Consider the following 16,993-nt stretch of genomic DNA (forward strand, 5'->3'; position numbering starts at 1 on the left):
GTGCTTGTTCGCCATCGTGCTCCAGGACTCCTGATCTACCCGGACCTCACGATCCAAGGTTCAAGTGTCCAAGATCAAGGGGGAGGGCCCGAGTGGGCTGTCTGGGCTCACATCCTGGTCGCCTTCGATGATGGCTTGCAGCAGAGTGAGTTCCGCGTGGATCTGGGCGAGTTCTGCTTGCAGTTGTTCGGTTTTGGCTTTGTCGTGCAGTGGTAGGGATTCGAGCCATTCGGCTGCCTTCGCTGCCTTGCCGACGACGCCGTAGGTCAAGCCCATGGCCTGCAGCTCGCGCAGTGCGCGTTGCGCGGTCATCGATGCGACGTCGTAGAGTTCGGCCATCTTCCGGGCGGTAGGAAGCTTGTCTTCGGGGGCGAGCTTGCCGGTGCGGATCTGGTCGACGATGTCGTCGACCACTCGCACGAAGAGTGCCCGCTTGTCGTCCGCCGAGTGCGCCGTGCGGGCCATCCCAGCCATCACGTGAAGGACAAGCTGCCCAGGCATTTTATGCGGCACTTATCAAAGCGACGTCAACCGGCGGCCAGCGTTACACTTGCTGCAGTTGGTTCACTGAGAGCAGTTGGAGTCGGTCATGAGTGATCTGTTGGTTCGTGACGCCGCCGCGCTGCACCGCGCTCTGGACAACTCCGGCGACGAGGTGAATGTGGCTCTGTCCCGCGAGACGGCTGAGCTGGTGTCCCGGCTGGTCGACGCCCGGGCTCGCGGTGAGGAGATCGTGATCTCGCCCGGCAATGCTGAGGTCACCCCGACCGAGGCTGCGGTTCTGCTGGGCATGTCACGCCCCCAGGTGCGCAAACTGATGGATCGTGGCCTGCTGGACTTCCGTAAAGTCGGCACGCACCACCGCATCCGCGTGTCGTCGATCAGAAGATTCCTGGAGTCTGAGCGGCCCCGCCGCGCCGACGCGCTGGCCGATCTCGCCGCTCTGCAGAACGAACTCGGGCTGACCGAATGACCGGTTTTTCGGACGACACGGATACGGTTCGTGTCGTCCTCGCCGATGCGAACATTTTGTACTCCCAGGTTCTGCGCGATTACCTGCTGTACGCCGCCGACCAGAAGATCATCACGATTACCTGGAGCCGGCAGATCCTGGCCGAGGTCACCGAGCCCTCCAGCGCAACATCGCGGGCTTCGACCGAACCGCAGCCGTAAGACGACCCGGTCCGGGATCCGGCGGCGGTGACATCCGAGGGGATGTGCCGGGTCGAACCCGGGTCGCTCGGGACGCAAGGCGGCGAACTGGACGAAGATCGGTTCCAACAGCGATGATGGCAGCGCAGGCACGGGACTCCATCGGTTGCAGAGCGTAGAGAACTCCGATGATCGATGGACCCGTGCCTGTTCGCTGTCCTGGGGGTGCCTACCTGTCCGGATCTTGGGCCTGTTGCCGGCCCCTCTTATACACCCTTCGAGATATCACTCGGTGGCTTTCGGGTGGGCGGTGCCCGCGTGCTTGAGCCAGCAGGTGCGCGTGTCGTGATCGACGAGGTACCAGATCCGGCCGCCCGCGGTGACCTCGTACTGCCATTGCGGCAGTGTTTTGCCGCCGTGGATATCGGTGGCGAGCTTGAATTTGAGCTGGTGGTGACGAGTGGTCGGCGGGTTCGGGCAGGGGTTGGACTCGATCGTGTCGTACGCCGTGCGGGTATTCTCCGGCGCCTGCTGGCACAACTGCTCCCATCCTTTTGCCGCGTCGTTGGTGGCGAACTTCAGCGTGTAGCCGCCGCGGTGGGGCGGCGGCGCGACACGGTCGCCGCGTTTGGGGCTCACGCGGCGTTGCCGGGACGCGGGACGGCGCCGAAGTCGCCGAGCGGCTGACTGGTCAGCGCGCGGTGCAGGTTTGGGTCGGCGTAGATTTCGGCGGTGTGGCGCCATTCGGCGAGTAGCTGCGATATCGCCGCGGTGTTGCCTATCGAAGCGGCTGCCTCAGCGGTGGCGACGAACTCCGTGGACAGCTCGGCGACCCCTTCCGGCGGCAGGAACCGCACCCATGGCAGCACGCTGGGCAGCAGCTCATGCACGATCGCGGGGTGGCGCTGCGCGACACCGGCCAGGAGGCGCGTGGTCAGGTCGATGACGTCGGCTTCGGCTTCGGCCCGGTCGGCGGACATCAGCAGCAGGTCCGCGGAGTCCCGGCGACGCAGCCGTACGGCGCGGGTATGTGCCAGCCGCTCTGCAGTCTCGGCGGGTTGGCGGAGCAGGTCGGAAAACGGCACGGACTCCACAGGGACGGTTGTCATGCTCAAACGTTACTTCAGTGGTACCGCTGATATCAACACTACTGTTGAATGAAGTGTGCTGCTCAACGGTTGGCTGAGCGCCACGTTGCGACCCCCGGTGTCATCGTGGGGTGAGCAGCGCCGCAGCAGGTCGGCTGGCACTATCGCGATGAGGGATCGGGTGCTGAGGTGGCGGCACGGCCGTCATCGTGCAGCGGTTCACGCCCGTGTCGGCCGACGCGCACGGTTGCCTGCCGGGACGCGGTGCGACGCTGTGGGTGCCGATAACTCCATCCATGCTGTTCAGGCTTTGGGGTCGGTGGCACCCAGCCAGGAGCGGACCTCGGCGGACTCCTCCTCGGTGAGGGCGATGGCCGCCGCGTCCGCCCGGTTGAGGACGTTGTCGGCGAAGGCCGCGGCGATCTCCTCGGCGTCCGGTGGGGGCTGGCGGTAGAGCGGGGCGCCGCCGAACGCCGTGCCCCGGGTGACGAAGGCGATCGCCGAGCGGCTCACGTCGACGCCCTCCTCGGCCAGCTTGTCGCGGGACCAGCGGGTCGCCTCGGTCAGGTTGAAGTGGTGCGACGCGGCGTAGTCGGCCAGGGCGCGATAGACCGGCGGCCACATCTCGCGCGGCAGGCGGGGCAGGCCGAGCGGGGAGCTGAGCCGCACCACCGGCTCCGGGGCGGGGCCGGTGGCGCCGGTGGTCTCCGGCGGGCCGTGGCGGCTGTCGTCCCAGACGAAATGATTCGAGAATTTGGCGTACGGCAACCGCAGGCTCTCCAGCGCGCGCACGAACCCGCCGAAACCGAACCAGTTCGACTCGTCGACGCCGCTGCCGAGCTGGCGGCGCAGGTCGTGGGCGAGTGAGGCCAGGTTGAGCGGGCTGGGTGCGGCCGTGAACCGCCAGGTCACCAGGTCGCGGAACTGGTCGTACGACGCCTCGGTCCGGGGTTCGTCGGGGCCGGACGGCACGGCGACCGGGGACTCGTCGCTCTCCACCGGCTCGCCCTGCACCAGTTCGAGGAGTTCCTGGCTGACGATGAGCCGGTCGGCGACCGAGGTGAAGGCGAGTGCCGCGTCAGCCGGCGACACGATGGTGGTGCGGCGGTCGGCTCTGCGGAGGCGTACCAGCAAGGGGGTCATGTCCGAGTCGCCGGAGGCGATGACGAACTCCTCGTGCGTGACCGGGTCGGCGAGCGCGTCGACGGCGTCGACCACCATCCGGATGTCCGCGGCGTTCTTGGTGTGGGTGAGCCGCGGGCAGTCGATCACTTCGAAGCCGGCGTTCACGAAGTACGGCCGGAAGCGTGAGTAGTACAGCCGCTGCTGGCCGCTCGACGGGTCGGGGTGGGGCACCCAGCCGCCGGGGTTCATGTAGCAGCGCAGGATCAGCCATCGTCGCGGACCGTCGACGGTCAGTGACGTGGTGAGCCGGGACAGCCAGGCCCCGGGCTCCTCGGCGAACTGAATCGCCACGTCCGGGTCCTGCCTGATCAACGCACTGAACACGTTGTCGAAGTCCAGGTACAGTGCGGCGCGTACACGAGCCATGACCGTGAACCTACCGTGCGTCGCACAGCGAGGGCGGCAGGCACGCTCCGAAAGAGCGTTGACTCACTGCTGACCCGGTGGGCGATCGGAGTGGTCTCGTGCAGCTGTCCCAGGTGCTCGACGTGGTGGAAGCCCTGCTCAGGGCCGCCGCGCACCCGGAGATCGAGGCGGTGGAACGCTACGGGACGGCACCGGCCGGGATCCGGGTGCGGCTGGTGGACGGGGCTGTGACGTACCTCTGGGGTGCGATCTGGCCCGGTGAGGCCGACCTGCCGACGCCGGACCGCCTGCCGCCACCGGCGGGGCGCCGCCCGGACCGGCTCGCGGTGCTGACGGTGATGCTGCTGGACGCCGCGCGCCCGGCGGAGTTCCGGAGCTGGACCCTGGTCGCGCTGACCGATCTCGGTCCGGAGGGGGAGCGCGGCAAGGTCCCGCGGGGTGTCCGGATCGTCGCCGCGGACGGGACGTCGCAGCTGCTGCGGGTGACCGCGGCGGGCGGCCCGGAGCGTGCCCCCGGTGCGGAACCGTGGCCGGAGTGGAGAGTCAGCGCAGGCTGAACACCTCGCCCCGGGGGGTGAACGGCAGGCGCGCGCCGCGCGGCATCAGGAACGCGTGGGCCCGCCGGATCCGCAGCACGTCGATCCAGCCGTCGGTGATGACCAGAATCGGACCGGACGGCGGGAAGTCCTCGGCGCGTTCCAGCAGGTCGATGGCCGGCTGCAGAATGGTGCCGCCCCGGCCGCGCACCCGGACCCGGCCGGCGATGTCACTGACCGGCAGATATCCGGCGTCGTACGGGGCGGCGTCGCAGAACACCACCCGGGCGGCCGGCACGTCCCGTGCGGTGGCGTACGACACGATCGCGCCGAGCGCCTTGCCCATCAGCTCGTGGTTCATCGAGCCGGAGGTGTCCACCACCACGCCGAACGTGCTGCGCGGGACGGCCTCCTCCGGACGGTACCGGCCAGGGCGCGGGATGTCCGGGGTGGCCGACTGGCGGCGGGACGGGCGGGCGTACGACCGGACCGGCTCGGTCATCGGCACGTGCTCGTCGAACCAGCGGGCCAGCCGGACATCCCACGGCAGCGGTGGTTGTTCGAGGACCCGGATCTCGGCGACCAGCCCGGACGGCAGCAGGCCGCGACCGCTGCTCTGGTGGTAGGCGTACCCGGTGAGCAGCGCCCGCCGGCAGTACTCGTCCAGGTCCATGCCGCCGCCGCGCCGCCCGGACCAGGGCAGCGGCTCGCCCAGCATGTCCCCGGCGCCCTGACCACGCAGGGTGGACAGTTTGCGCATCCGGCGCAGGTCACCGGCGATCCGGTCGTAGACCTGCTCGGCCGACGAACCGGCCAGCTCCGGGTCGTACAGCGTGCCGTCCGGGAGGGTGCCGACGCCCATCTCGACCAGCCAGCCGTTGATCACGTAATCACAGGCGACGTTCCACAGGTACGGGTCGCGGGCCCCGCCCCGGTCCGCGTGCCGCAGCGCGACATGCAGCATCTCGTGGGCCAGCACGAACCGCCACTCGTCCTCGGACAGCGACCGCCACGGGTTCACGTAGATCTCGCCGGCCTCGGCCGACACCGCCGCGATCGCGATCTCCCAGGACCGGGCCAGCGGGCCGTCAGCGACCAGGGTGAAGCCGGCGGCCAGCCCGCCGAGCAGCGGGTACGACCCGATGAACCAGCTCATCGCCAGGTCCCACGGCTGCCGGGGTGGCGTCTTGCCGTCCACCGACTCGCGGGCGCCGCCGGCCACCTCGACCCCGGCGACCGCGGCCGCCGACAGGCCCAGCGCGAACCGGTCCGGCCAGGCCGGCTCCTGCCCGGCCCGGAACCGGACCGGTGTGAGATCCAGATCGGGTGCGGCGGCCAGCTCGGCCGGCACGCCCTGCCGTCGCCAGCGGGCCGCCAGCTCGTCCTCCTCGGCGGCCGGCAGCAGGTCGGGCAGCGGATCCGGCTCGCGGCCCAGCTTCACCGCCCGCTGGAAACGGGTCACCGCCAGACAGGCCGCCGCCAGGTACGCCGGGTCCGGCCCACCCTCCGGCTCCAGGTGCCCGAAACCCAGGTGCAGCAGGGCGTGCGCGAGCACCCAGCGCCACTCGTCCCTGTCCAGCTTGCGGTGGCGGCTCACCGTGATCCGGCCGTCGACGGTCACCCGGCACAGTGCGGGCAGCGGCCGGGCCACGATCTCGGCGGTCGCGTGCGGACGCTGCCAGTCGTGCTGGGTCATCGCCAGGAACAGCGGATGCCCGGACAGCGCCCGCCACGCCTCCTGGAAGGCGAGCGTGTTCGGGTCGGTGATCTCCTTCTGCCGCTGTCTGCGCGTCATGATCGCTCCCGCCCGTCCACTTCGGCTCCGCACATGTCAGGCTTGCCCGTCCACTTCGGCTCCGCACATGTCAGGCCTGCCCGTCCACTTCGGCTTCGCGCATGTCAGGCCCGTGCGGCTACGAGGCGGGGCAGGTCGCGGCTCACCTCGACGAGGAACCAGGCGGGCAGCACCGGATTGCCCTGGGCGTCCGGGGCGATCACCAGGCGCCCGCACTCCAGCGACAGCTCGGCCAGGTCCACCAGCATCGCCTTGGCCCGGTGCGCGAACTGGCGCAACGACGCCGAGGCCTGCGTCTTGCCGGCCGGCAGCTCCCGGGTCAGCCGGGCCCGGAACGCCTCGGCGAGGAAATAGAGCAGATCCCGGTCCTCCGGGCGGGACGGCCACCCGGCGTCACCACGGACGATGGCGTCCAGCCCGTACCGGTGCCGGACGATCTTGACGTAGCCGCCGAAGGCGGTCGCGTGCGCCGGACCCAGCGTGCCCGCGGCCAGCAGCGCCAGCGTCTCCTCACCGATGTCGTCGCCGAACGAGTGCAGCGCGTCGGAGAGCATGTGCCAGCTGCGCGGGGTGGAGAACGCCTCCTCCACCTTCGGCGGCGCCGACCACAGATGATCCGGGCGCTCGGTCAGATAGCCGATCACCCATCGATGCACACCATTGCGCTCGGCCCATTCCCGCCAATCGTTCCAAGACGCCCGCAGGTGTACGTGTATCAAACGGTTCACCAGCGCCGAGGCCATCGGACGGGCCAGTGCGTTGTCACTGGACCGGTTGCCGGCGCCGATCACGATCGAACCGGCGGGTAATTCGTACGCCCCGATCCGGCGGTCCAGGATCAGCGAATAGAACGCCTTCTGCACCTCGGGACTCGACGAGTTCAGCTCGTCCAGGAAAAGACAATACGGCTCGTCGCGGGCGATCGACTCGGGTGGTGCGAAGCGGCTCCGCCCGTCTCGCAGCTCCGGCACCCCGATCAGATCCTCCGGGGCGAGCTGGGTGCCGACCAGGGTCACACACTCCAGCCCGAGCGAGGCCGCGAAGTCCCGGACCAGCGAACTCTTGCCGATGCCCGGCGCGCCCCACAGGAACACCGGCCGCACGACCGCCACGTGGAGCAGCAGGTCGGGCAGCTGGGCGGGAGTCACGGTGATCGCTGAGTGCACGCCCACAGTGTGGCTTTCCGGCTCCCGCCGATCGAACGATTTATCGGCCCGACATCGACGCGCCCATCCCGTTGCGGGTCTGCAGGAAAGCCGTGCCGGGAAGGCCGCCGGCCGCCGGGCGCGGGCCCTCGGCCTCCGCCGGATCGGTCGACCGCAGGGTGGCGCCGGGCTCCTGCCAGCTGTTGTTGTTCGCCTTCGCGCCCGCCTCCGCCGACAGGCTCTGCTCGCCGCCGCCGTTGCCGTCCGCCACATTGTTGCGCAGCACCGCCGGCGTCGTGGACAGCAGGAAACCCCAGCCATTGTTCTGGTACGCGGTGTTGTTGCCCAGTTCGATCGGGGCCGTGTTGCCTTCGTCGATGAAACCGTTGGCGCCGTTGTTCCAGGCCGCGTTGTGCCGTACCGAGTGCGCGCCGGGCACCGCCGGATCGCCGCCACCCAGGGCGAAACCGTTCGACCCGTTGCGGAACGACCAGTTGTATTCGACAGCCACCCGGCTGCCGAACTGCCCCAGATCGATGCCGTCCAGCCGGTTGCCCCAGGCCCGGTTGCCGCGCACCAGATTGCCGTCACCATTGCCGAACTGCACCGACAGACCGGACCCCTGGTTGTCGTGGAAATCGCTGTCGCGCACCTGATTGCCGGAGGTGCCCTGGTCACGCAACATCAGCCCGACACCGGCGCCGTCGTGGATCCGCAGCCGCTGGAACACGTTGCCCACACAGGACAGGCAGGTCCAGGAGGCGCCGCGGGCACCGGTCATCTCCAGATCCTGAACCGTCCAATGGGAGGCCCGCTGAGTTATCGCCCATTCACCCGCCGGAATGTCCCGGGCGTCGATGACGGCTTTCTCCTCGGCATAGGAGCTGATCGTTATCCGTTTCTCCGCCGTTCCACTCGTGGTGATCGCGATCGGGGCGGCCGGGCGGTAGGTGCCGCCCCGCAGCGCGATGGTCTGGCCCGGCTCGACCACGGCGACGGCCTTCCCGATCGAGGCGTACGGGCGGGACCGGCTGCCGTCGCCGTCGTCCGAGCCGTTCGGGGCCACGAAGATCTCCGCTCCGGTCGCCTCCCTCGTGGGCGATCCGGCGGCGCTCGGGCTCGATGACACCACAGGTGGTGACGGCGCCGTCGCCGGGGCCGTCACCGTGGGCGGTCGCTGCGCGGCCGGCTCATCCGGCTCCGCTGACCCGGTCCACACCGCCAGCGTCAGGCCCCCGCCCGCCACGACCGCCGCGGTCAGCGAGCCCGCCAGCACCTTGTGCTGGACCAGGTGCGAGGTCAGTGAGGTGGTCGCGGCCAGCACCGGCGGGGCCACCCCGCTCGGCACCGCCGCCTGGATCCCGGCCCACAGCGCGACCGGCACCGGCAGTGCCGCCACCCCCAGCAGCAGCCGCTCCGGCGAGACCATCCCGGCCTGGTAGACGTGGCACTTCGGACAGTCGCGGACGTGCCGGGACAGCCGTTTGCGCCACACCGAATCGACGGTCCCGTCCCAGAACCGGATCGTGCCCGACAACTCCGGGCAGATCGGCTTGGCCCGCAGCGCCCGTACCACCCCACGGGAGAGTTCCAGCTGCGCCTTCATCCGCTGGACCCGTACCGCCGCGTGTTTCGGTTTCAGCTCCAGGGCGGCGGCCAGCTCGGCCCGGGACAACTCGCCGCGGGCCTCCTGCCACCACAGGCCGAGCAGCTCCCGGTCGGCGTCCTCCAGCCAGCGCGCCGCCTCGGCCAGCTCCCGGCGCTGCTCGGAGACGACCAGCTCGGCGGTGGTCCGCTCGGCGAAGTCACCGTCCGGGTCCGGCACGTCCATCGGCTCCGGGAGATGCCGCGACACGGTCCGCTTGCGGCTGCGCAGATACATCTGGACCCGCCGGTACGCGATCGCCACCAGCCACGACCGGAACCGCTCCGGGTCACGCAGGCCGCCGAGCCCGTTGATCGCCGCCAGCATGGTGTCCTGCACCAGGTCGTCGACGTCCGGATGGCCGGGCAGCGCGCGGCCGATGACGTTGTAGATCAGCGGGAGGTGACCGGTGAACAGCTGATCCCGCGCGCCGGTGCTGCCCCGCTGGGCGTCCCGGACCAGCTCCGCGACATCACCGGCGACCGCGGCCCGACTGTCCGTCACCGTACCGCCTCCCCGCCGCGGCATCCGGCCCTCAGAGATCGAGCCGTATCGTTACATAGTGTTTCGGGGCTGTAAAGCGGCGTCTGGTACCGCTCCCACGGCAGGTCAGCCGCCGACCACCGTGATCCCGTTCAGCGCGACCAGGAGCAGCAGAAGCGGCACACCGCTGAGGTAGCCCCGCCGGTCACCGCGGCGCAGTCGCGCCCCACTGAGCAGCAGGCCGACACCGACCAGCGCTATGACGGCCACCACGACCAACCCGGCTATCAGCGACACGACATGGGCGTCCGGCTCCTCGACGATCATGCGCACGAACAGGTAGAGGTAGAGCACCGCACCAGCGAAAGGCCACACGCTGAGCACCGACAGCGCCAGGCCGGCCGCCCGGTGAAGACGTTCAGACATGGTCCGGGACCCTACCGGGAATGTCGTACCCGGCGCATAGGCTGCGGATCGTGAGGGGGGAAGCCAGCATTCTGCACGTCGACCTGGACGCGATGTTCGCCGCCGTCGAGCAGCGGGACAAACCCTCGCTGCGCGGCAAGCCGGTGATCGTCGGCGGGGTCGCCGGTCGCGGCGTGGTGTCCACCGCGTCCTACGAGGCGCGGGCGTTCGGCGCGCACTCGGCGATGCCGATGGCCCAGGCCCGCCGCCGCTGCCCGCCCAACACCGCCTACCTGTCACCGAGGTTTCCCGCCTACCAGCGCACCAGCGCCGTCGTGATGGAGTTACTGGCCACGGTGTCCCCGCTGGTCGAGCAGGTCTCCATCGACGAGGCCTACATCGACCTCGCCGCCACCGACCACGACCTCAGCGTCGCCGGCGTCACCGCCCTGGCCCGCCGGCTCAAAGCGCGGATCGCCGCCGCCACCGGCGGTGTCACCGGCTCGATCGGCGCCGCCTCCAGCAAACTCCTCGCCAAGATCGGTTCCGACCTGCACAAACCCGACGGCCTGACAATCGTCGCCCCCGGCGACGAGCTGCTGGTGCTGCACCCACTGCCGGTGCGCCGCCTCGGCGGTGTCGGCCCCGCCACCGAGCAACGGCTGCACCGCTCCGGCGTGCGCACCGTCGGCGACCTGGCCGCCAAACCCCTGGAGGACCTGGTCGACTGGTTCGGCACCGCCCACGGCCACGGCCTGTTCCGGCTGGCCCGCGCCGACGACTCCCGCCCGGTGGTCAGCGAACGGGAGGCCAAGTCGGTGTCCGCCGAGGAGACCTTCGACATCGACGTGACCGACCCCACCCGCCTGATCCGCGAGCTGGACCTGCTGTCCGCCCGGGTCGCGGCCCGCCTCCGCCGCTCCGGCATGACCGGCCGCACCGTGAACATCAAGGTCCGCCACCCCGACTTCACCACGATGACCAGGGCACTGACCCGCGACCAGCCCACCGACGACGGCACCCTGATCGCCGAGATGGCCCGCCGCCTGCTCGCCGAGGTCCCCACCCTGGGCGGCATCCGCCTGCTGGGCGTCGGCGTCTCCACGCTGTACGACTTCGCCCAGGACGACCTGTTCTCCGCCGCCGGCGAGGACCCGCCGGACCTCACGTTTCCACCCGACGACCTCCCGAGCCCGACCGCCCTACCTCTCCCAGGGTCGACCGCCCCATCTCTCCCAGGGGCGACCGTGCCCCCTCTGCCGGGGTCGGCCGTGCCGTCTCTGCCCGGGGCGGTGGGGCAGCCTCTGCCGGGGGCGGCCGCGCCGCCTCTGCCCGGGGCGATGGGGCAGCCTCTGCCGGGGTCGGCCGCGCCGCCTTTGCCGGGGGCGGCCGCGCCGCCTCTGCCCGGGTCGGCAGGGCTACCTCGCCCGGATCCGGCCGTGCTTCCTCTCCCGGAGACGGCGCTGGTCGTCGAGCCGGTCCCGGCGCGGGCGGCCCCCTCACCGGCTTCCGTCACCGTGCCACCGGCCGCATCCGCCGTGGTCCCGGTGTGGCGGCCGGGCCAGGACGTACGGCACGACGATTTCGGTAGCGGCTGGGTGCACGGCAGCGGAATCGGCCGGGTCACGGTCCGCTTCGAGGGCCCGCTGACCCCGATCGGCAGGGTCCGCACCTTCTTCGTCGACGACCCCCGCCTCCACCCGGCCGACCCGCCCGACTGGACGATCCCGGCCCAGGCGGATTCCGACGCCGCCGGCCCCCGATCGCCGTTCGAGGGCCGCCGACCCTGATCACTCATGGCTGCCCGACCCGAAGCGATCAGCGAGGCGGTGCGTCCCACGCGTGCGATGTCGGGGGGAAGTGCAGCAGGCGAATCTCGGTCGAGTCGCCTGCGGCCCACGCATGCGATGCCGGGGGGAAGTGCAGCAGGCGAATCTCGGTCGAGTCGCCTGCGGCCCACGCATGCGATGCCGGTGGAGGAGGCGCAGCGGGCGACCTCGGTCCAGGCGCGTGGGCCCGCGTATGCGATCCCGTGCGAGTACTTCCCTTGGCAGATCTTGGAGAATTTTCCACCTTTTCGAGCCCTCTTCTTGGCCGCTGAGCCACTCGCCGTCAATTCCCCGCGCGAGTGTCCGCTCCCACCCCCAAAAACCGGGCGATCTTGGAGGATTTACCACCGTTTTCGGTGGTAAATCCTCCAAGATCGCAGCTGGGCGGGTAGCCCACGCAAGTTATTGACCGCGAGTGATCAGTCGACTGAGAACAAAGGGCTCTTTGCGGTGGAAAATCCTCCAGATCGCGGCCAAGCAGTCGTCCCGGCGAGGGGTTGACCGGAACGCGGCACGGAACCGCAACGTTCTGTCTGGCTTGGTGGGGAAGGGCCGCGTCCTTCTGAAGGTAGAACGTTCTGTCTGGCTCGGTGGAGGGAGGGCCGCCTTTCTGGAGATGGACCGTTCTGTCTGGTTTTGGTGGAGGAGGGGCGGCGTCTTTCTGGAGGTAGAACGTTCTGTCTGGCTCGGTGGAGGGAGGGCCGCCTTTCTGGAAATGGACCGTTCTGTCTGGCTTGGTGGAGGAGGGGCGCCTTCCTGGAGGTAGAACGTTCTGTCTGGTCCAGCGAGTGCGAACCGGCAGCAGCCTGCCGCCTGCCAGTTGCCGCTGCCAGTTGCCGTCTGCCAGTTCCGCCTGCCGCCTGCCGCCTGCCGCCTGCCGCCTGCCGCCTGCCGCCTGCCGGCTGTTGGCAGGCGGCTGTTGGCGGGCGGCTGTTGGCAGGCGGCTGTGGGCTGTCGGTAGATAGAACGTTCGTTCTAGGGCAGGGAGTAAACGGCTGGCTGCTGTAGAACCGGCGGAACGGGGCTACGGGCTGGGGGCTACGGCTTGGGGCTACGGCGCGGGACCACGGGCTTGGGGCTACGGCGCGGGGCTACGGGCTGGGGGCTACGGCTTGGGCTACGGCGCGGGACCACGGGCTTGGGGGCTACGGCGCGGGACTACGGCTTGGGACTACGGGCTTGGGGCTATGGCGCGGGGCTACGGCTTGGGACTGCGGCGTGAGATTACGGCTTGGGGCTACGGCTCGGCGACGGTGAGCCAGTCGGCGGAGGTGGGGCGGTAGCCGAAGCGGTGGTTGAGGCCGTGGACTATCGCCGGGACGTGGGCGGCCCCGTACACGATGGCGATTTCGATGTTCTCGGTGTTGCGTTCCTCGTGCAGTCGGTAGAGGGCGGCCAACAGCATCGCGTCCCGGCTGCCCCGGATCGTGTGGTCGAGGCCGGTGTACCGGTCGGCGGCCTGTTCCTGGCGCAGTGACGGCAGGTCGTTCATCTCCAGGTCGGGGGCCCAGATGGTGCGCCTGCCGCCGAACAGCCGGGTCAGCGTGAAGGCGGGCAGCATCAGCCAGGTGAGCAGGCGTTCCTTGAGTGGGGCGCGCCGCCACGTGCCACCGAACTCGGCGCCGGTGGTGTCGGGGTGCACGAGTTCGGCGTCCAGGGTGCCGTAGTCGATGTCCTGTTCGACCAGTTTTCCGGCGCGGCGGTTGAAGCGGAGCACCGAGTACGTCAGGGTCAGCGCCCGCAGCGCCGGCCCGCCGCCGTCGACGCCTTCGACGACGATGATGTCGGCGGTGCGCAGGCGTGCGGTCACCTCGGCGTAGAACCGGGGTTCGGCCATGTGCACCATCGGGTAGACGACGAAGGACATGGGTGTGCCGCGGCGCCGTAGCCGGACCACTGACGACCGTACGCCCATGTCGGTGATTTCAATGATCTGCATGCGGTTCCCCCAACCGTGCAGTGGAACCGTCAGGGTGGCAGCAGTCTTCAATACCGCAGGCAAGGTTTCCGGCCGGGTTGTGCGGATGGTGCACGACCCCGGAGCCGGACTGCGAATTCGGGCGGATGGCGGTACGAACTGTCCAGGGAGGAGTTTCGATGACTGCTGTCACCCCTCGCCCCGTGCAGTCGCGGCCGTGGCCGGTGCGGCGTCAGGTCAGAGGTTCCTGGCTGGCCCGGACGATCCGCACCACGGACGCGAAACAGATCGGGATCATGTATCTGGCGACCGCCTTCGCGTGGTTCGTGATCGGTGGCCTGATGGCGCTGCTGATGCGGGCCGAGTTGGGCCGGCCGGGCATGCAGATGTTCTCGCCGGAGCAGTACAACCAGTTGTTCACCATGCACGGCACGATCATGCTGTTGTTCTTCGCGACGCCTATCGTGTTCGCGTTCGCCAATTTTGTGGTGCCGATTCAGATCGGTGCGCCGGATGTGGCGTTTCCGCGGCTGAACGCGTTCGCGTACTGGCTGTATTTCTTCGGGGGCCTGATCGCCTTCGGCGGGTTCCTGGTGCCGGGCGGGGCGGCGGATTTCGGCTGGACCGCCTACACGCCGTTGAGCACGGCCCAGCATTCTCCGGGTGTCGGCGGCAACATGTGGGTGGTCGGGCTGGCGATCTCGGGGGTCGGCACGATTCTCGGCGCGGTCAACATGATCACCACGGTGGTGTGCCTGCGGGCGCCGGGGATGACCATGTTCCGGATGCCGATCATGACCTGGAACATCCTGCTGACCAGCGTACTGGTGGTGCTGGTCTTCCCGTTCCTGGCGGCCGCCCTGTTCGCGCTGGCCGCCGACCGGGTGCTCGATGCGCAGGTCTTCAACGTGGAGACCGGTGGGCCGATGTTGTGGCAGCACCTGTTCTGGTTCTTCGGTCATCCCGAGGTGTACATCATCGCGCTGCCGTTCTTCGGGATCATCACCGAGGTGGTTCCGGTGTTCAGCCGTAAACCGGTCTTCGGGTACAAGACGCTGGTCGCGGCCACCATTCTGATCACCATGTTGTCGATGAGTGTATGGGCGCACCACATGTTCGCCACCGGCCAGGTGCTGTTGCCGTTCTTCAGTCTGCTCAGCTATCTGATCGCGATTCCGACCGGGATGAAGTTCTTCGTCTGGATCGGCACGATGTGGCGGGGGCAGCTGACTTTCGAGACGCCGATGCTGTTCGCGGTCGGGTTCATGGTGACGTTCCTGCTGGGTGGGCTGACCGGGGTGCTGCTGGCGTCGCCGCCTGTCGACTTCCACGTGCACGACAGCTATTTCGTGGTGGCGCACTTCCACTACGTCCTGTTCGGCACGATCGTGTTCGCGGTGTTCTCGGGCATCTATTTCTGGTTTCCGAAGATGTTCGGCCGGATGCTCGACGAGCGTCTGGGCCGGGTGCATTTCTGGTTGACGTTCGTCGGGTTCCACGCCACTTTCCTGGTGCAGCACTGGCTGGGCAACGAAGGCATGCCCCGCCGGTACGCCGACTATCTGGAGGCCGACGGCTTCACTTTCCTGAACATGTTCTCCACGGTCGGCTCGTTCGTGCTCGGGGCGGCCACGCTGCCGTTCCTCTACAACGTGTGGAGGTCGTACCGGGTGGGTGCGGTGGTGACCGCCGACGACCCGTGGGGGCACGGGAACTCGCTGGAGTGGGCGACGTCGAGTCCGCCGCCGCTGCGCAACTTCGACCGGATGCCCCGGATCCGGTCCGAGCGGCCGGCGTTCGATCACAGGTTCCCGCAGCTGGCGGCCGGTTCGCAGTCGGCGGCGGGTCCGCCGGAGGGTGGTGCGCGGCCGCTGTCCGAGGAATCCAGTGGGGGTGCCAGCTATCCGGAGGACACTTCCGATCGTTGACGGTACGAGGTTAACGCGCCAACTGTCGGCTTTGCCCGTAGACGCTCATGGCGAACGAGATCCGAGGTCCCCGTAGCCGATAAAGCAGACGTTGCGATGAAAGGTCGGACATTCCCCCCGCCGGAAGGGACCTCATGCCGACCGCTCTCCACGCCCTGCTGGCCGCAGCGCTCACCATCCCCGCCCTGCCCGCGACACCGGCCGCCGCCGCGCGACCGGACTGCCTGTTCGGGAACTTCACGGCCCGCTCCCAAGCCGACCTCGCCAAGGTCACGGTGCTGGATCCGGGCCCGCTCACCCGGGGACTGCCGGCCCTCGCCGACGTCCGGATCGCATCGGCCAAGGGCACCGCGGACAGCACGGCCCGGCCGGCGAAGACGATCGCCAGTGGCCTGCACGCCGACGCCCGGATCCTCGGCCTGCCCGCCGGCGGCGCCGGAGCCCGGCACGCCGCACCCGGCCGCAGCGAACCGTCCGAGAAGGAACTCGTCACCTTCCAGGCCGCCGGACTCGCCACCGCCCGCGTCGGTAAGTCGACCGCCCACGCCACCTGGGACGACGGCTACCACTGCGGCCGGCCCGGACCGCTCACCCGGTCGGCGACCATGCTCGGCGGCCTGTCCGTCCTGGACGGCAGCGGCGACTACCCGGCCATCCGCACCGGCACCAAACGGACCAGCCTGCTCAAGATCGGGCCGGTCGGTTCGGCACAGAGCGCCACCGACCTGGTCGACCTCGGGCGGGGCCGGACCGGCGTACGGGCCGGTGCCGGTGTCGCCCTCAGCGACCTGTCCCTGTTCGCCGGCACCCCGCAGCAGATCTCGATCCGCGTCGTCAGCCAGCCCACCCTGGAGGCGATCTCCGGCGGCGCCCGCCCCAAGGTCACCTACCGGCCGGCGGTGCTCGAGGTGAACGCCGCCGGAAAACCCACCCACGTGCTCAAGGACTCCGGCGCCACCGTCTCGCTCGGCCTGCTCGGCGGCGTCGACCCGGCCCGCCCGTCCGCCCTCGAAGCACGGATCTCACTCGGCGAGGTCAAGCAGAACGTCGACGGCCGGCAGGTACGCGCCGAGGCGGCCACCGTCCGCGTCGAGGTCAAACTCGGCATGACCCACCTGCTCGACGTCGCCCTCGGTCATCTGAGCGTGGCGGCGTGCGCCCCGGCTCAGGTCAAGCACGCCGGTGACAGTGAGACGCCGCGTCCGCGCACCGGCGGTTCGTCCCCGGCCCCGAGCCCCACCCCGGCCGACCACCTGGTGGACGACCCGTCGCCCGAGCCCTCCCCGGCCGCCTCGTCCCCGATCGTCCCGTCCCCGTCCTCCTCGCCTTCGGCTTCGGAGGCCAGCGACTCGCCCGCGGTCGTCCCGGCCCCGGCACCTTCCGGCGGTACGGGTGGAGGAGTGCTCGCCCTCACCGGCTCGGACGTGACAGTGGTCGGGTTCGCCGGCGCCGGACTGGTCGCGGCCGGCCTGATCTCGCTGTTGCTGACCCGCCGTCGCCGCCCCGCCGGGAACTGAA

At 69.7% G+C, this 16,993-nt stretch carries 14 protein-coding genes and 2 pseudogenes; 6 read left to right on the forward strand and 10 right to left on the reverse strand.

All coding sequences use genetic code 11. From position 1 onward, the window contains the following. Window positions 1–246: 246 nt before the first annotated feature. Window positions 247–465, reverse strand: a pseudogene (locus tag ACQ0O7_RS25325) (GntR family transcriptional regulator); the annotation flags it as partial. A gap of 124 nt (window positions 466–589) precedes the next feature. On the opposite strand from ACQ0O7_RS25325, the gene ACQ0O7_RS25330 reads away from it, so the two are divergent. Both ACQ0O7_RS25330 and ACQ0O7_RS25335 read left to right on the forward strand, forming a co-directional pair. Continuing rightward, on the forward strand, window positions 590–973 hold the full coding sequence (locus ACQ0O7_RS25330; RefSeq protein ID WP_430784952.1) for a helix-turn-helix domain-containing protein: 384 nt from the start codon (window positions 590–592) through the stop codon (window positions 971–973). Continuing rightward, complete coding sequence (locus ACQ0O7_RS25335; protein WP_430784954.1) at window positions 970–1,173, forward strand: hypothetical protein; 204 nt, start codon at window positions 970–972, stop codon at window positions 1,171–1,173. The genes ACQ0O7_RS25330 and ACQ0O7_RS25335 overlap by 4 nt, the downstream gene beginning before the upstream one ends. Here ACQ0O7_RS25335 and ACQ0O7_RS25340 read toward each other — a convergent pair. The 4 genes and pseudogenes from ACQ0O7_RS25340 to ACQ0O7_RS25355 form a co-directional block, all read right to left on the reverse strand. Continuing rightward, window positions 1,168–1,305 (reverse strand): annotated as a pseudogene (locus ACQ0O7_RS25340) (IS5/IS1182 family transposase); the annotation flags it as partial. The gene ACQ0O7_RS25335 and the pseudogene ACQ0O7_RS25340 sit on opposite strands and share 6 nt — an antisense overlap. Before the next feature lie 132 nt (window positions 1,306–1,437). Next, window positions 1,438–1,791 (reverse strand): hypothetical protein, encoded by a 354-nt coding sequence (locus ACQ0O7_RS25345; protein ID WP_430784956.1) that lies wholly within the window; start codon window positions 1,789–1,791, stop codon window positions 1,438–1,440. Further along, window positions 1,788–2,261 (reverse strand): hypothetical protein, encoded by a 474-nt coding sequence (locus tag ACQ0O7_RS25350; protein WP_430784958.1) that lies wholly within the window; start codon window positions 2,259–2,261, stop codon window positions 1,788–1,790. The genes ACQ0O7_RS25345 and ACQ0O7_RS25350 overlap by 4 nt, the downstream gene beginning before the upstream one ends. Window positions 2,262–2,543: 282 nt before the next feature. Beyond that, on the reverse strand, window positions 2,544–3,791 hold the full coding sequence (locus ACQ0O7_RS25355) for an NYN domain-containing protein (RefSeq protein WP_430784960.1): 1,248 nt from the start codon (window positions 3,789–3,791) through the stop codon (window positions 2,544–2,546). 98 nt (window positions 3,792–3,889) lie between these two features. On the opposite strand from ACQ0O7_RS25355, the gene ACQ0O7_RS25360 reads away from it, so the two are divergent. Further along, window positions 3,890–4,348: a hypothetical protein gene (locus ACQ0O7_RS25360; RefSeq protein WP_430784962.1), complete on the forward strand. Its 459-nt coding sequence runs from the start codon at window positions 3,890–3,892 to the stop codon at window positions 4,346–4,348. Here ACQ0O7_RS25360 and ACQ0O7_RS25365 read toward each other — a convergent pair. The 4 genes from ACQ0O7_RS25365 to ACQ0O7_RS25380 all read right to left on the reverse strand — a co-directional run bounded on the left by ACQ0O7_RS25365 (window position 4,335) and on the right by ACQ0O7_RS25380 (window position 9,821). Continuing rightward, complete coding sequence (locus ACQ0O7_RS25365) at window positions 4,335–6,122, reverse strand: vWA domain-containing protein (RefSeq protein ID WP_430784964.1); 1,788 nt, start codon at window positions 6,120–6,122, stop codon at window positions 4,335–4,337. The genes ACQ0O7_RS25360 and ACQ0O7_RS25365 overlap by 14 nt on opposite strands. Before the next feature lie 104 nt (window positions 6,123–6,226). Next, complete coding sequence (locus tag ACQ0O7_RS25370) at window positions 6,227–7,270, reverse strand: AAA family ATPase (protein ID WP_430785100.1); 1,044 nt, start codon at window positions 7,268–7,270, stop codon at window positions 6,227–6,229. Between the two features lie 58 nt (window positions 7,271–7,328). Next, window positions 7,329–9,416 (reverse strand): sigma-70 family RNA polymerase sigma factor, encoded by a 2,088-nt coding sequence (locus ACQ0O7_RS25375; RefSeq protein ID WP_430784966.1) that lies wholly within the window; start codon window positions 9,414–9,416, stop codon window positions 7,329–7,331. 105 nt (window positions 9,417–9,521) lie between these two features. Beyond that, window positions 9,522–9,821, reverse strand: a complete 300-nt coding sequence (locus ACQ0O7_RS25380; RefSeq protein ID WP_430784968.1) for a hypothetical protein — start codon at window positions 9,819–9,821, stop codon at window positions 9,522–9,524. A gap of 50 nt (window positions 9,822–9,871) precedes the next feature. Between ACQ0O7_RS25380 and ACQ0O7_RS25385 the strand changes: the two genes are divergently transcribed. Beyond that, a complete protein-coding gene (locus ACQ0O7_RS25385) occupies window positions 9,872–11,590 on the forward strand; it encodes a DNA polymerase IV (protein WP_430784970.1) in 1,719 nt (572 codons plus the stop codon). 1,276 nt (window positions 11,591–12,866) lie between these two features. Here the strand turns inward: ACQ0O7_RS25385 and ACQ0O7_RS25390 are convergent. Next, a complete protein-coding gene (locus ACQ0O7_RS25390; RefSeq protein ID WP_430784972.1) occupies window positions 12,867–13,568 on the reverse strand; it encodes a hypothetical protein in 702 nt (233 codons plus the stop codon). 158 nt (window positions 13,569–13,726) lie between these two features. On the opposite strand from ACQ0O7_RS25390, the gene ctaD reads away from it, so the two are divergent. Together ctaD and ACQ0O7_RS25400 are read left to right on the forward strand one after the other, a co-directional pair. Beyond that, window positions 13,727–15,475, forward strand: a complete 1,749-nt coding sequence (gene ctaD / locus ACQ0O7_RS25395; protein ID WP_430784974.1) for an aa3-type cytochrome oxidase subunit I — start codon at window positions 13,727–13,729, stop codon at window positions 15,473–15,475. Window positions 15,476–15,609: 134 nt separating this feature from the next. After that, window positions 15,610–16,992 (forward strand): hypothetical protein, encoded by a 1,383-nt coding sequence (locus ACQ0O7_RS25400; protein WP_430784976.1) that lies wholly within the window; start codon window positions 15,610–15,612, stop codon window positions 16,990–16,992. Window position 16,993 lies beyond the last annotated feature (1 nt).

The sequence above is a fragment of the Actinoplanes sp. G11-F43 genome (genome assembly GCF_050589265.1).
Lineage (GTDB): Bacteria > Actinomycetota > Actinomycetes > Mycobacteriales > Micromonosporaceae > Actinoplanes.

Excerpts from the sequence above, each read along its gene's own strand:
- ACQ0O7_RS25355 (WP_430784960.1), bottom strand. The coding sequence starts at position 3,791 with ATGGCTCGTGTACGCGCCGCACTGTACCTGGACTTCGACAACGTGTTC.
- ACQ0O7_RS25335 (WP_430784954.1), top strand. The coding sequence starts at position 970 with ATGACCGGTTTTTCGGACGACACGGATACGGTTCGTGTCGTCCTCGCC.
- ctaD (WP_430784974.1), top strand. The coding sequence starts at position 13,727 with ATGACTGCTGTCACCCCTCGCCCCGTGCAGTCGCGGCCGTGGCCGGTG.
- ACQ0O7_RS25400 (WP_430784976.1), top strand. The coding sequence starts at position 15,610 with ATGCCGACCGCTCTCCACGCCCTGCTGGCCGCAGCGCTCACCATCCCC.
- ACQ0O7_RS25380 (WP_430784968.1), bottom strand. The coding sequence starts at position 9,821 with ATGTCTGAACGTCTTCACCGGGCGGCCGGCCTGGCGCTGTCGGTGCTC.
- ACQ0O7_RS25390 (WP_430784972.1), bottom strand. The coding sequence starts at position 13,568 with ATGCAGATCATTGAAATCACCGACATGGGCGTACGGTCGTCAGTGGTC.
- ACQ0O7_RS25350 (WP_430784958.1), bottom strand. The coding sequence starts at position 2,261 with ATGACAACCGTCCCTGTGGAGTCCGTGCCGTTTTCCGACCTGCTCCGC.
- ACQ0O7_RS25365 (WP_430784964.1), bottom strand. The coding sequence starts at position 6,122 with ATGACGCGCAGACAGCGGCAGAAGGAGATCACCGACCCGAACACGCTC.
- ACQ0O7_RS25330 (WP_430784952.1), top strand. The coding sequence starts at position 590 with ATGAGTGATCTGTTGGTTCGTGACGCCGCCGCGCTGCACCGCGCTCTG.